The organism is Dehalococcoidia bacterium, assembly GCA_040902535.1.
Lineage (GTDB): Bacteria > Chloroflexota > Dehalococcoidia > DSTF01 > JACRBR01 > JBBDXD01.
Genome location: JBBDXD010000015.1, coordinates 101,605 through 114,660 on the forward strand (window position 1 = coordinate 101,605; position 13,056 = coordinate 114,660).

At 66.3% G+C, this 13,056-nt stretch carries 11 protein-coding genes; 5 read left to right on the top strand and 6 right to left on the bottom strand.

The window, feature by feature from the left end:
- Positions 1-103 precede the first annotated feature (103 nt).
- The gene (gene dnaE / locus WEB52_07640; protein ID MEX2226303.1) at positions 104-3,844 is read left to right on the top strand and encodes a DNA polymerase III subunit alpha; all 3,741 of its coding nucleotides are present in this window, start codon (positions 104-106) and stop codon (positions 3,842-3,844) included.
- A gap of 507 nt (positions 3,845-4,351) precedes the next feature.
- On the opposite strand, the gene WEB52_07645 is transcribed toward dnaE, so the two are convergent.
- From WEB52_07645 to WEB52_07660, 4 genes are all read right to left on the bottom strand, one after another.
- Complete coding sequence (locus WEB52_07645; GenBank protein ID MEX2226304.1) at positions 4,352-4,672, bottom strand: hypothetical protein; 321 nt, start codon at positions 4,670-4,672, stop codon at positions 4,352-4,354.
- 243 nt (positions 4,673-4,915) lie between these two features.
- Complete coding sequence (locus tag WEB52_07650) at positions 4,916-5,938, bottom strand: kelch repeat-containing protein (protein ID MEX2226305.1); 1,023 nt, start codon at positions 5,936-5,938, stop codon at positions 4,916-4,918.
- Between the two features lie 31 nt (positions 5,939-5,969).
- A complete protein-coding gene (locus WEB52_07655; GenBank protein ID MEX2226306.1) occupies positions 5,970-6,818 on the bottom strand; it encodes an ABC transporter permease subunit in 849 nt (282 codons plus the stop codon).
- A complete protein-coding gene (locus tag WEB52_07660; protein MEX2226307.1) occupies positions 6,805-7,743 on the bottom strand; it encodes an ABC transporter ATP-binding protein in 939 nt (312 codons plus the stop codon). The genes WEB52_07655 and WEB52_07660 overlap by 14 nt, the downstream gene beginning before the upstream one ends.
- Positions 7,744-7,977: 234 nt before the next feature.
- Here WEB52_07660 and WEB52_07665 point away from each other — a divergent pair, with 234 nt between their 5' ends.
- Positions 7,978-8,265, top strand: a complete 288-nt coding sequence (locus tag WEB52_07665; protein MEX2226308.1) for a DUF378 domain-containing protein — start codon at positions 7,978-7,980, stop codon at positions 8,263-8,265.
- 110 nt (positions 8,266-8,375) lie between these two features.
- Here WEB52_07665 and WEB52_07670 read toward each other — a convergent pair whose 3' ends face one another.
- Both WEB52_07670 and WEB52_07675 read right to left on the bottom strand, forming a co-directional pair.
- Positions 8,376-9,113 (bottom strand): glucose 1-dehydrogenase, encoded by a 738-nt coding sequence (locus WEB52_07670; protein MEX2226309.1) that lies wholly within the window; start codon positions 9,111-9,113, stop codon positions 8,376-8,378.
- A gap of 99 nt (positions 9,114-9,212) precedes the next feature.
- On the bottom strand, positions 9,213-10,532 hold the full coding sequence (locus WEB52_07675) for an adenylate/guanylate cyclase domain-containing protein (protein MEX2226310.1): 1,320 nt from the start codon (positions 10,530-10,532) through the stop codon (positions 9,213-9,215).
- 145 nt (positions 10,533-10,677) lie between these two features.
- On the opposite strand from WEB52_07675, the gene coaE reads away from it, so the two are divergent.
- The 3 genes from coaE to WEB52_07690 all read left to right on the top strand — a co-directional run bounded on the left by coaE (position 10,678) and on the right by WEB52_07690 (position 12,953).
- Complete coding sequence (coaE, locus tag WEB52_07680) at positions 10,678-11,292, top strand: dephospho-CoA kinase (protein MEX2226311.1); 615 nt, start codon at positions 10,678-10,680, stop codon at positions 11,290-11,292.
- Entirely contained in the window at positions 11,289-12,194 is a 906-nt protein-coding gene (locus WEB52_07685) for a CbbQ/NirQ/NorQ/GpvN family protein (protein ID MEX2226312.1), read from the top strand. The genes coaE and WEB52_07685 overlap by 4 nt, the downstream gene beginning before the upstream one ends.
- Positions 12,195-12,317: 123 nt before the next feature.
- Positions 12,318-12,953, top strand: a complete 636-nt coding sequence (locus WEB52_07690; protein MEX2226313.1) for a peptidylprolyl isomerase — start codon at positions 12,318-12,320, stop codon at positions 12,951-12,953.
- Positions 12,954-13,056 lie beyond the last annotated feature (103 nt).

A 13,056-nucleotide genomic window follows, 5' to 3' on the forward strand; every position in this document is an offset into this window, starting at 1 on the left:
GGACGCGGGCGCGCCGCACGATTTTCGGTGATTGCGGGCGACGGAACATAAGGCTGCTCCGCCGCCGAAGACCGTCTGCTACCATGCGATTACACTCGAACATATGTTTACGCACCTTCACCTTCACACCGAGTACAGCCTGCTCGATGGCTTGAGCCGCATCCCGGACGTGATGGATCGGGTGAAGGCGCTCGGCCAGCGCTCGGTCGCGATGACGGACCACGGCGCGCTGTACGGCGCCATCGACTTCTACAAGGAAGCGCGGGCGCGCGACATCAAGCCGATCATCGGCATCGAGGCGTATATCGCGCCGGATTCGCGGCTGAAGAAGTCCGACTCACGCGCCAACAACTACTTTCACCTGACGCTGCTGGCGAAGGACGACGCGGGTTATCGCAACCTGATCAAGCTTTCGACGCGCTCGCACCTGGAGGGCTTCTATTACAGGCCGCGCATGGACAAAGAGTTGCTCGCCGAGCACGGCAAGGGGCTGATCGCGCTGAGCGGCTGCGCTTCGGGGGAGATGCACCGGCTGCTGGCCGAGGAGCGCCACGAGGATGCGCGCAAGCTTGCGGGCTTCTTCGGCGACGTGTTCGACGATTTCTACCTGGAGGTGATGCGGCACGACGAGCCCGAGATCAACGCGGAGTGCGACCGCGTGCTGAACGGGCTCATCGAGCTGTCGACGAAGACGAAGATCCCGCTGGTGGCGACGAACGACTCGCACTACACGGCGCCCGAGGACGCATCGATCCACGACATCTTGCTGTGCATCGGCACGAACAGCACGGTCGACGACGCGAAGCGCCCGTTGAAGATGCACGACCAGTCGTACTACGTGAAGTCCGAGGACGAGATGCTGGCGCTGTTCCCGGAGATCCCGGAGGCGGTCACCAACACGCAGCTTGTCGCGGACCAGTGCAACCTGGAGATGGAGTTCGGGCGGCTGCACCTGCCCGAGCCGGAGGTGCCGAAGGGCAAGACGGCGCACCAGCACCTGACGGATTTGGCCCGAGACGGTCTGAACCGCAAGTACGCGTTTGCGTCGGATGAGGTACGCGAGCGACTGCAGTACGAGTTGGACGTCGTGGAGAAGACGGGCTTCACGAACTACTTTCTCGTCGTGCACGACATCGCGGAGTACTGCAAGGGCGAGCAGATCATGCTCGGGGTGCGGGGATCGGCGGCGGCGAGCATCATCCTGTACGCGCTGGACGTCACGTTCATCGATCCGCTTGCGAACAAGCTTGTGTTCGAGCGGTTCCTGCACGTCGACCGCAAGGAGCCGCCGGACGTCGACCTGGATATTCCGGACGATCGGCGTGATGAAGTGATCAAGTACGTCGCTGCAAAATACGGGCACGACCGCGTGGCGCAGATCATCACGTTCGGGACGATGGGCGCAAAGGCGGCGATCCGCGACGTCGGGCGGGCGCTCGGCATGGGTTATGGCGATGTCGACCGCGTGGCGCGCGTCGTGCCGAACGCGCTGCACATGACGCTCGAACGCGCGCTCGAAGAGAGCCCCGATCTGGCGAGCCTGTACGAGACGGACCCGCAGGTGAGCCGGCTCGTCGATACGGCGCGGCGCATGGAAGGCGTCGCGCGGCACGCTTCGACGCACGCGGCGGGTGTGGTGATCTCGCGCGAGCCGCTGATGGATCACGTGCCGTTGCAGCGCCCGACGCGCGGCGACGAGTCGTCGATCCCGACGACGCAGTTCGCGATGGCGCAGGTGGCGGAGATCGGCCTGCTGAAGATGGACTTCCTGGGGCTCGCCAACCTGACGATCCTGGGGCGGGCGATCGACATCATCGAACGCGAGAAGGGCGTGCGGCCGGACCTGCAGCAACTTCCGGACGGGGATGCGAAGACGTTCGAGATGCTTGGGCGCGGCGACACGTTCGGGGTGTTCCAGCTCGAGTCGCCGGGCATGCGGCGTTCGATCCAGGAATTGCGGCCGGACACCGTCTCGGAGCTGATGGCGCTTGTCGCGCTCTACCGCCCGGGGCCGATGCAGCACATCGGCGCGTACTGCAAGTCGAAGCACGACCGATCGCTGGTCAAGTACCCGCACGCCGACCTGGCGGAGGTGCTCGACGAGACGTACGGCGTCATCGTCTACCAGGACCAGGTGCTGATCGTACTGCAGAAGTTCGCGGGCTACTCGCTGAAGGACGCAGACGCGATCCGGAAGGCGATGTCGAAGAAGGTGCGCGAGCTGATGCAGGCGGAGGGCGAGAAGTTCATCGCGCGGGCGGTCGAGAACGGGTACAGCAAGGACGAGGCGCACGCGGTCTTCGAGCTGATCGAGCCGTTCGCGGGTTACGCCTTCAACCGCGCGCACTCGGCCGTCTATGGCACGATCGCGTACCAGACGGCGTACCTGAAGGCGAACTATCCGCACGAGTACATGACGGCGGTGCTGAGCAGCGCCGGCGCGCACGAACGGATCGCCGAGGCTGTGGCGGAGTGCGTGCGCATCGGCATCACGGTGAAGCCGCCGGATTTGAACCTGAGCGGCGTCAACTTCGAACTGAAGCAGGAAGACGGCGGGCCGGTGATCCGCTTCGGGCTGGCGACGGTGAAGAACGTCGGCGGCGGCGCGGCGGAGATGATCGTGCAGGCGCGTGACGAGGGCGGCGCGTTCAGTTCGATCGAAGACTTCACGAAGCGCGTAGACCTGCGCAATCTCAACCGTCGCGCGCTGGAGTCGCTGGTGAAGTGCGGCGCGCTCGACTCGCTCGGCGTGCGCGGCACGCTGCTGATGAACCTGGACCGCATCGTCTCGCTGGCGCAACGGGAGGCGAAGCTGAAGGAGTCCGGGCAGTCGACGATGTTCGACATGTTCGGCGATTCCGTCTCGACGCCGCTGCCGGCGCTGGAGCTTGTCGAGTCGGATGTCTCGAAGGCGGAGATGCTTTCGTGGGAGCGCGAACTGCTCGGCGTGTATGTCTCCGAGCACCCGTTCTCGAGCGCGGCGCTGAAGCTCACGAAACACACGTCGGCGATGATCAGCGAAGTGACGGGCGAGATGGACGGCCGCGAGGTGGTCGTAGCGGGCATGGTCAACGATGTGCGGACGCGGCTGACGAAGGCGGGCAAGCAGTTCCTGGCGGTGACCGTCGAAGACCTTTCGGGCAGCCAGGAAGTGACGGTATGGCCGGACGTGTACGAGACGACGCGCGACATGTGGACGCCGGGCAACATTCTGCTGATGCTGCTGCGCGTGCGCGAACGCGGCGACCGGCTGCAGATCGCGGTGCAGCAACTGGCGCTGGTGCAGACGGCCGACGGCTCGATCAGCCACGAGCACTTCGAGATCCCGCACTGGCTGACGGACGCCGTCCGGACATCGGCGGGGGTGGGCGTGGTGCGCATCCAGCACGAGGAGCCGCCGCGATTGCCGGCGCCGAACGGCGAGCACGGCAACGGGCAAGAAGTGGGCGCGCCCGGCAACGGCGGAGCGACGCCGGCGCTGGAACCGCCGCCGTCACGCGCGCTGCCGGCACCATCGAACGGCGCGCCGGCGGAGGCTCGGACGGTGTTGCGCTTTTACATGCACGAATCGGAGGACGGCGACGCCGACACGAAGCGCCTGGACGGCTTGATCGCGCTGATCGGCGAGTACCCGGGCGAAGACGTCGTGCGGTTGTTCATTCACGCGAAGGACGGCGACCGCATCGAGTTGTCGATGCCGCCGGCGCGGGCCTGCGAGGAATTGCGGAGCGCCGGCGTGGCGCTGCTTGGCGAAGGCGGCGGTGCGGACGAGATTTCGCGCCCGGCGGCGGCGGCGGCTTCGAACGGCGCGCGCACGCATGGGGTGAAGCCGCTCGAGGTGTAGTGCGGGCACGACGTGCGTTCGGCGGGTGGGCGTGCGCAAGTCGTTTGACGTGGTGGGAGATTCTTCGCTTCGCTCTGAATGACGTGCGGCAGCGACCGGTGCGTTGCACGACGGGTTGTTCGCTGCGACGGCGCGTTCGGCGGGTGGGCGTGCGCGAGGTCGTTTAACGTGCTGGGAGATTCTTCGCTTCGCTCTGAATGACGTGCGGCAGGGATGGGTGCGTTGCACGACGGGATTGTTAGCTGCGCTCAGAATGACTTTCGCTAGATCCCGATGCGCGGCCACGCACACCAGTTCGCTACGCGCCCGAACTCGTCGCGGTGCAGGGAACCGTGGGCTAGGAGACCCCGGGTGTAGTCGCCGGCGGCGGACTGCGCAACTCCGAGCCACACCGCGATCTCGCTCAACGTCAAGGGCCCGCATGTGGCCAGCAACTGGAAGATGCCAGATGTAGTCGGGTTCCTGCGCTCAATTGTCTGTACCATCTCATTTCTCCTTCGGCGCGCGCTATGAAGCGATGCGTGCGCATTCTCCTGCCAGGCGGTAGCGGCCGAACTCGTCTTCTCGCAGGTGGCCATCGGCGGCCATGACGCGGACGGAGTTGGCGGCGAGGTACACCGGCACGTCGAGGCCGCCGGCGATGTCGACGGCGGTGAGCGCGCCGGCGGCGGCGATGAGGTCGCATACATCGTCGAGCGACAGACTGCGGTCCAGCATCTGCGCAAAAGATGCCCTGCGGAGCCGGTGGATGTGCGTCTGCGGGCGCAGTTGGACGATCGGTGCGCTGCGGGTCTGTGTGGCTGGTTCGAAATATCGTGTCGCGTTCATGTCTCATCTCCTTGTTGGTATGGCTTATTCTCGCCGAGGCGGGTGGCGTTGGAATCGGACGTTTGGTTCGATGTTGAGGCGCATATCGACTGAGCGCGCGTCTCCGTCAAAGGGCGTAGCAGCAGGAGAGAATGTGGGTCGCTGGAGAGAACGCGGGCTGAAAGCCCGCGCTCGGGTAGGCGTCGCAGCGGCGAACGCGGGCTGAAAGCCCGCGCTCAGATGGAGATGTGAGGCCGGCGAGCCCTACGGCGCGAAGACTTCGACGAAGCCGCTGACGGAGAGGCCGGGGGTCTCGCCGCCGGCGATCACGTAGAGCCGCCCGTCGACGCCTTGGGACGCCAGTCCGTGGCGCGACGTTGGGAGCGGCGGCAGCATGGTCCATGCGTTCGCCGCCGGATCGTAGACCTCGTGCTCCTCGAACGTGCGGCTGCCGCCGCCGAACGACTCGCCGCCCGTCACGTACACGCGGCCATCGAGCGTGGCCGCGGTGAGGCCGCCGCGGGCGGTGGGCATGGGCGCCAGTTGGGTCCACGTATCCGACGCGGGATCGTAGACCGTGGCATCGGCGACGTTGCCGGTATCGCTCCAGCGGCCGCCTATGACGTAGACCATGCCGTCGACGGCGGCGGCGGCGAGGTGCTCGCGCGGGCGCGGCATCGCGGCGAGGCGGCGCCAGGCGTCTTGCGCGACGTCGTAGGCGAGCGCGACGTCCGGCTCTTCGCCGACTCCGCCGACGACGTAGATGACGCCGCTTGCTTCGACAGCGGCGCCGGCGGCGCGCGCGAGCGGCATGTCGCTGACGGTCGACCAGGCGTCGGACGCGGGGTCGTATGCGTATGCCGCCGCCGACGCTTCTTGGCCGAAAGTGCGCCAGCCGCCGATCACGTAGAGTTTGCCGTCCGCGGCGGCAGTCATCGGATGGTCGAGCGTCTCGGGCATCGGCGCGACGGGTGACCAGGCGTCGGTCGCGGGATCGTGTGCCTCGACGACGTTTGAGTTGCTTCCGTTCGCCAGGAAGCCGCCGACGACGTAGATCTTGCCATCGATGACGGCGGAGGCGACCTCGGCGCGCGGGGTGGGCATTGGTGCGCCGTCCGACCATGCGCCGGCGCCGTCGGGAGTTGTTGTCGCAGCGCCGTCCACCGTTGCCGACGATGCAGCCGGCGACGAAGTAGCGACTTGAATGCCGTTATCGCCGCCGTCGCATGCGACGGACGATGCCAAGGTGAGCACGGCGATCAGGACCAAACATGTGCCGAATCGCATGGGTTTCTCCACGATCAATCGCACCGAACGGCTACCCGGCGCGCATGGTGGCGATGCGGCGCAGGACAGCGGCGACATCGAGTTCGGCGGCGCCGCCGATCGTGACGTCGCGCGCGGCGAAGGTGCGCAGCGTCAGCACGAAGAACCCCGCCGCGACGCCCAGCAGCGACCCGGCGTGCAGCCAGTTGATCCCGTCGACGAGGGGCAGGCCGGCGCCGTAGTAGTAGAACGGCGAGGCGTACCTCATCCAGTCGAGCGCGTCGACGCCGGCGGCGATGGTGTTCGAGAAGTAGGCGAGCGTCACCAGTCCTATCGCGATGCCGGCGGCGATGCTGCGCGAGGGCGCGACGGCGCCGAGCCAGAGCGAAAGCGCGTAGAACACGAGCGTGATCGGCAGCAGATTCGCCGACGCGACAAACGTCTCGCCGACGCTGACGGCGATATCGGTGACGGGGACGGTGACGGCGAAGCCGAGGAAGCCCATCATCGCGATCGCCGTGGCGCCGAGCACCGTCGCGGCGGCCTTCACGGCGAGCATCTCGCTCCGCGGCAACGGCTGCGCCAGCAGGATGTCGATGGTGCCGCTGCTCTCTTCGCCGGCGACGGCGCCGGTGCCCTGCACGACCGCGAAGGCGATGAGGAGGATCGGGATCCAGCTAAAGTACTCGGCGCTGATGAAGCCGGGCGCGGTGCCGATCCAGAGGTCCGTGCCGAGAAACGCCTCGATTGCGGGCGGCAGGTCGATCACCTCGAGCGATGTGCGATAGGACGGCCAGATGCGCACGATGAGCGCGGCCATCGCGAAGAGCGTAGCGCCATAGCCGAGCACCTGCCAACGCTGATCGCGGAGCGTTTTCACGAAGAGGCTACGCGCTCGCATAGGCGGACTCCTCTTCGACGTCATGCTCAGGGGCGCCACCGGCGTAGTAGGCCATGAAGATGTCTTCCAGGCTCGGCTGCTCCGTGCGCAGGTCGACGACGGTGTAGCGCGCCATGGCCTTCAACAGCGCGTCGATGCCATCGCGGGCCTGCAAGTGCATGATAGCGCCGTCGCGGTGCAACTCTTTCACGCCGGGCAGCGCGAAGGCGCCCGGGGGCGGCGGCTGCGCGAACGTCACTTCGAGCACGTGCACGGAGCGGCTCTTCAGCCGGGCGATGTCTTCGACGGCGACGATGCGGCCTTCGCGGATGATGGCCACGGACTGGCTAAGGCGCTCGACCTCCGAGAGGATGTGCGACGAGAAGAAGACGGTGCGTTCATCGCGCACGACGTCTTGGAGCAGTTCGCCGACGTTCTCCTGGACGAGCGGGTCGAGGCCGCCGGTCGGCTCATCGAGCACGAGCAGTTCGGGGCGGTGCATCAATGCCTGGACGAGGCCGAGCTTCTGCCTGTTGCCCTTCGACAGGGCGCGGATCGGCCGCGAGACGTCGAGGCCCAGCCGCTGGCAGAGTGCGCGACGGAACGCCGCATCGCGCTTGCGGGGGCGAAACGAGTCGATGAGGTCGAGGAACTCTTCGCCGCGCATGGCGTCGTAAAGGCGGAGGTCGCCGGGCAGATAGCCGGTGCGCTCACGCACGTCGATCGACTGGCGCTGGCAGTCGAAGCCGAGCACCGAAGCGCTGCCCGCTGTCGGGCGGATCAAGTCGAGCAGGATGCGGATAGCGGTGGTCTTGCCGGCGCCGTTGGGCCCGAGGAACCCGAAGATGCGCCCGGGTCCGATGCGCAGGTCAATGCCATCGAGCGCGCGGGCGCGGCCGTAGTCCTTGACGAGGCCGCGGAACTCGATGGCCGGCGTCGGATCCATGCGGAAACTATAGGGGATGGCCCGGTGCATGCGACGTGCCTGACAGCCCTCGAATGCGCGTTCTGAACGCCTGACGTTGGCGGCGGAGACGCATAGTGGTGTGCGAGCGGCGGCTACACGTATGTATCGAATGACTCACGGAAGCGCGCAATGCCACCGGGCGACGTCAGGCGCTGCTAGGGTTGGATCGAACAAGAATTTTTCCCCGCCAGGAATGCGAAGGAGAAGGCAAGCATGTTCAACACACCGCATTTGAATCCCCTGGAGTGGTTGGCGGCGGTCGTCCTGATCGTCGGTGGGCTTAACTGGGGGCTCGTCGGACTGTTCGAGTACGACCTCGTCGCGCAGATCTTCGGGGAGGAGTTTGGCACGACTAATTGGGCAAGCCGTGCGGTCTACATCATCGTAGGCGCTTCGGCGATCTACACGCTATTGGGGCTGCTGCGCATGGAAGCAATGACGACGAAGGAGCAGCGCGAGCGCGAGGTCGAGGGGCCGGCGGGCCGTCGCCGCGCCGCTTAATCAACACGGCAGTCACATGCACGAGAGGAGGGCGCGATGCGTCCTCCTCCTTTGTTGTGTTGGACCGTCGTCGTTCGAGGGCGCGACGGCATGCGGACGACGACGAGTCGCTACCGCGCCGTCCAGCCGCCGTCTACGACGAAGGAGGCGCCGGTGACGAATGACGCTTCGTCGGAGGCGAGGAAGAGCGCGACGTTGGCCACCTCTTCGGGCTTGCCCATGCGGCCGAGGGCGGCGTGCTGCTCCATGTAGGTCATGAACTCTGGCGCCGTGGCGAGCGGATCCGTCATGGCGGTCTTGATCCAGCCGGGGTTGATGCAGTTGACGCGGACGCCGCGCAGGCCGTAGTTCGTCGCGAAGTGCTTCGTCAGTCCGACGACGCCGTGCTTTGCGGCGGTATAGCCATCGGCGGGCGGCATGGGGATCGAGATCAGCCCGAGCATCGACGACATGTTGACGATCGAGCCGCCGCCGCGCGCGGCCATCGCCTCGGCGCCGTGGAGGAGGCCGTAGTAGACGCCACTGAGGTTGATCGCGATCATCTTGTCCCACGGCACGCCGCCGCCGACGCCGGCGTTGTTCACCAGGATGTCGATCGTGCCGAACTCGTCGATGGTGTGCTGGAGCGCGGCTTTCACCTGCGCTTCGTCCGACGTATCGGTGCGGTCGGCGATCGCGGCGCCGCCGACGTCGGCGGCCGCGGCGGCGACGTCCTTCGCGGCGTCCTCGTTGATGTCGGAGACGGCGACTCGGGCGCCTTCCGATGCGAAGCGCAAGCAGATCGCGCGGCCGATCCCGGAACCGCCGCCGGTGACGAGTGCGACCTTGCCGGCGAGCCTATCGTTCATGTTCGTACTCCGTTCTTACTGGTCTCTGGAGGATGACACGCGAAGGCGCGACTCGCCACGATGAGCGCAGTCGCATAACGCGCATCGGGCGCGCCGGGCTCAATCTCCGGGGACCACGACAAAGACGCGGATGGGGTCGGTGATGCCCTTGAGAAGCTGCTCACCGCGGTCATGAAACGTCACGCTCGCCGACGTTCTTGCGAGGTCGCGGATCGTCTGAGAAACCATGATCTCGCCGGGCTCACACAGTTCACATATGCGAGACGCAATGTTCACCGCGCCGCCGTACACGTTGTTTTTCTCGTGGATGACATCGCCGGCATGGATGCCGACGTGCAGACGCAGCTCGGACTCGGCGCTCAGTGCGACGCAGCGACGAGCGGCGCCGATGGCCTGCGCGGCCGAGGTGAAGACCGCCATGAGGCCATCGCCGAGCACCTTGCCTTCGACGGGTGTACCGCCGCATTCCCAGATGGCGGCGCGCATGCGTTCGTCAAGGGCGCTGGCGGCGAGGCGAAACGCCGCATCACCCATCCGTTCTGTGAGCGAAGTGCTTCCGGCGACATCGGTGAAGAGAATGACGGCTGTACCGGACAATGCGGCTCTCGAAGATGACGGTAGGCGCAGCGGTTGCTCATCCTTGAGGAAGCGGAGAACCGCGTCGACTGCCTTTGCGTGAGTATCCAGATCGATGCACCGAGCGTCGAGCATGAGGGCAGCGGTATTGCGGGCGCCCGCGACCGTCCGTTCATTCACACCGACGGTGACCACGAGTGTGGGCGCCTGCACCTTTGGAAGATACGCCGTGACGTCGTAGCCGGCCCAGAACTGAAGGTACGCCGAGGCGACGTCTGGAGAGCAACTGGAGACGAGGGAACGGACGTTTGCTCTACGCGAATCGTTCGCCTCATGTGACCAGAGCAGCTCGCCGATCATGCGGGCAGCCATAGGCCAGCTCGCGGGAACGAGTTGGAGAAGCGCGCGCAGCGTCTCGGGCTCCCACGGGTCGGCTCCGCGAGGCAACGGCGAATTGAGGATCAGACGGCGGACGCGCGAGGGATGGGTGGCGGCGTAGGCCGTGGCAGCGGCGGTGCCATCCATGAAACCGATGAGGAAAAACTCGTCGAGCGCGAGATGGTCCACGACGGCGGCGAGATCAGACGTCTGCGCTTCGAGCGAGAAATCATGCACGCGGTCGCGCTGTGACGCACCGACCCCACGGCGGTCGTACGAGATGAGTCGAAACGTCGATCCAGGGCGCTCGTACCAGGCACCCACGGAATCCTGGAACGAAGCGTGCGCGATCGGGAACACCCAGGACGTGACCTGTATGATCGGGATGCCGGGGTGGTCGCTGAAGACCATGTAGGCGATGCGGGTGCCGTCGGCGCTGGTGCAGTAGCGCAATTCGCCATCCATCCGCATAGCTTAGATCAGGTCGAGATCGCGCCTGCCGGACGGCCACCATCCGGCGTCCGCCGGCATTTGTACGTCCAGATTCAGGAAGCCATAATGTCGCAGGCGCCGGAACACCCGGCGCGTTCGTTTCCTCGGGGAGATTGTTGTGACCACCGTCATCGGACTTACGGGAGGCATCGCCAGCGGCAAATCCGCCGTGAGCCGGATGCTCGCGGAGCGCGGGGCGCTGGTGATCGACGCCGACAGGGTGGGGCACGAGGCGTACGCGCCGGGCAGCGCGTGCCATGCGGCGGTCGTGGAGGCCTTCGGGAGCGACATCGTCGGGGCAGACGGCGAGATCGACCGCAAGGCGCTCGGCGGCAAGGTCTTCGGCGATCCGGAGCGTCGCAAGCGGCTGGAAGGCATCGTCTGGCCGTGGATGCGGACGACGATGGAGGGCCGCCTGCAGCGCCTGCGCGAAGAAAGCGTACCTGTCGTCGTGCTGGAGGCGGCGGTGCTTATCGAGGCGGACTGGGTGCCGATCGTGGACCGGGTGTGGCTCGTAACAGTGTCGCCTGACGTCGCGAAGGCGCGCATGATGAGCCGCAACGGCCTGAGCGCCGAGCAGGCGGAGCAGCGCATCGCGGCGCAACTGACGAACGACGAGCGGGCACGGCACGCGCAGGTAATCATCGAAAACAGCGGCACGCTGGAGGACCTGGAGCAGCGCGTGGCTGCGGAATGGGAGAAGCTTGCCGCGGCGGCCGGGAGGAAGGCATGACGATCAAGGGCCTGGAAGAGTCGGAGTCGGAGCACTATCGCGAGTACGCGATCGAGGAGTACCACCCGCACCAGGAGCCGTACTACGTGCCGACGGGCGACGAGGTCGACCTGTTCACGGCGGCCTTCGAGTCTCGCGTCCCGGTGCTGCTGAAGGGTCCGACCGGGTGCGGCAAGACGCGCTTCGTCGAGTACATGGCGTGGAAGCTCGGGCGGCCGCTGACGATCGTCAAGGGGGACAAGAGCCAGAACGAAGGCGCGACGCAAGCGCTGCCGCTGGTGACGGTCGCCTGTCACGAGGACCTGACGGCGAGCGACCTCGTCGGGCGGTACCTGCTGGAGGGCGAATCGACGCGCTGGATCGATGGTCCGCTGACGCGCGCGGTGAAGGCGGGCGCGATCTGCTACCTGGACGAAGTCGTCGAGGCGCGCAAAGACACGACGGTGCTGATCCACCCGTTGACGGACCACCGCCGCATGCTGCCGATCGAGAAGCGGGGGCAGCTGATCGAGGCGCGCGAGGGGTTCCTGCTGGTGATCTCGTACAACCCGGGGTACCAGAGCGCGCTCAAGGACCTGAAGCACAGCACGCGCCAGCGTTTCATTTCGCTGGAGTTCACGCATCCGCGCAAAGAGCTGGAAGCGAAGATCATCGCGCACGAGAGCGGCGTCGCCGAGGAGATCGCGAACGACCTGGCGAAGCTCGGCGAGAAGGTGCGCAACCTGCGCGAGCACGGGCTGGCGGAGGGCGTGAGCACACGGTTGCTCGTCTACACGGGCAAGCTGATCCAGAAGGGCATCCCGCCGCGTCGCGCCTGCCAGGTGGGCGTCGTGTGGGCGTTGACCGATGACGTCGACGTGCAGCGCAGCATCGAAGAAGTGGCGAGTTCGATTTTCGAGTAGCGGCGGCCGGGAAACAGCACACGGCAAACAGCAAACACGTCAGGCGACATCGATGGACGCGGGGGCCTCTTTCGGCACCGAGAGTCCGGTTACAGGCGTAATCAGAGGGAGTTGAACGTGAGGATGTTGGTTGTGCTCGCCATGCTCGCCGCCGCGATGATCGCGTGCGGGGGCGGCGACGACGATGACTACGGAAACACCGGCAGTACGGACGCTACGCCCGGGTCGACACGGGCCGCGGCGCCGACACAGGAGACGGCCATGTACTCCGCCGAACCGCCGATGACGATCGACGCCGACAAGCAGTACTTCGCGACGATCAAGACCGACGGCGGCGACATGAAGCTGGAGTTGTACCCGAAGGACGCGCCGCGGCACGTCAACAGCTTCGTGTTTCTTGCGCGCGAGGGCTTCTACGAAGGGGTGACGTTTCATCGCGTGATCCCCGGGTTCGTCGCACAGGCGGGCGACCCGACGGGCACGGGCAGCGGCGGTCCCGGATACAACGTCCCGGACGAAGTGAACGCGCGGACGTTCGAAGACGGGACGCTGGGCATGGCGAAGACGGCAGCGCCGAACTCGGCCGGCAGCCAGTGGTTCATCTGCTATGCGCCGCAGCCGGACCTGAACGGCGGCTACACGGTCTTCGGGCAGCTCGTCGAGGGGCGCGATGTATTGGACAAGATCATGCCGCGCGATCCGGCGACGGCGCGGGCACCGGGCACGGTGATCAACTCGATCGAGATCGAGGAACGGTAGTTTTTGGGAAGTCGGAGGTCGGACGCCGGAGGTCGGATGGGGGGTGATGGAACCACAGAGGCACAGAGGCGCAGAGGGTTTGATTTTTGAGCGCGGGCTTTCA

Excerpts from the sequence above, each read along its gene's own strand:
- dnaE (MEX2226303.1), top strand. The coding sequence starts at position 104 with ATGTTTACGCACCTTCACCTTCACACCGAGTACAGCCTGCTCGATGGC.
- WEB52_07645 (MEX2226304.1), bottom strand. The coding sequence starts at position 4,672 with ATGAACGCGACACGATATTTCGAACCAGCCACACAGACCCGCAGCGCA.
- WEB52_07650 (MEX2226305.1), bottom strand. The coding sequence starts at position 5,938 with ATGCGATTCGGCACATGTTTGGTCCTGATCGCCGTGCTCACCTTGGCA.
- WEB52_07655 (MEX2226306.1), bottom strand. The coding sequence starts at position 6,818 with ATGCGAGCGCGTAGCCTCTTCGTGAAAACGCTCCGCGATCAGCGTTGG.
- WEB52_07660 (MEX2226307.1), bottom strand. The coding sequence starts at position 7,743 with ATGGATCCGACGCCGGCCATCGAGTTCCGCGGCCTCGTCAAGGACTAC.
- WEB52_07665 (MEX2226308.1), top strand. The coding sequence starts at position 7,978 with ATGTTCAACACACCGCATTTGAATCCCCTGGAGTGGTTGGCGGCGGTC.
- WEB52_07670 (MEX2226309.1), bottom strand. The coding sequence starts at position 9,113 with ATGAACGATAGGCTCGCCGGCAAGGTCGCACTCGTCACCGGCGGCGGT.
- WEB52_07675 (MEX2226310.1), bottom strand. The coding sequence starts at position 10,532 with ATGGATGGCGAATTGCGCTACTGCACCAGCGCCGACGGCACCCGCATC.
- WEB52_07685 (MEX2226312.1), top strand. The coding sequence starts at position 11,289 with ATGACGATCAAGGGCCTGGAAGAGTCGGAGTCGGAGCACTATCGCGAG.
- WEB52_07690 (MEX2226313.1), top strand. The coding sequence starts at position 12,318 with ATGTTGGTTGTGCTCGCCATGCTCGCCGCCGCGATGATCGCGTGCGGG.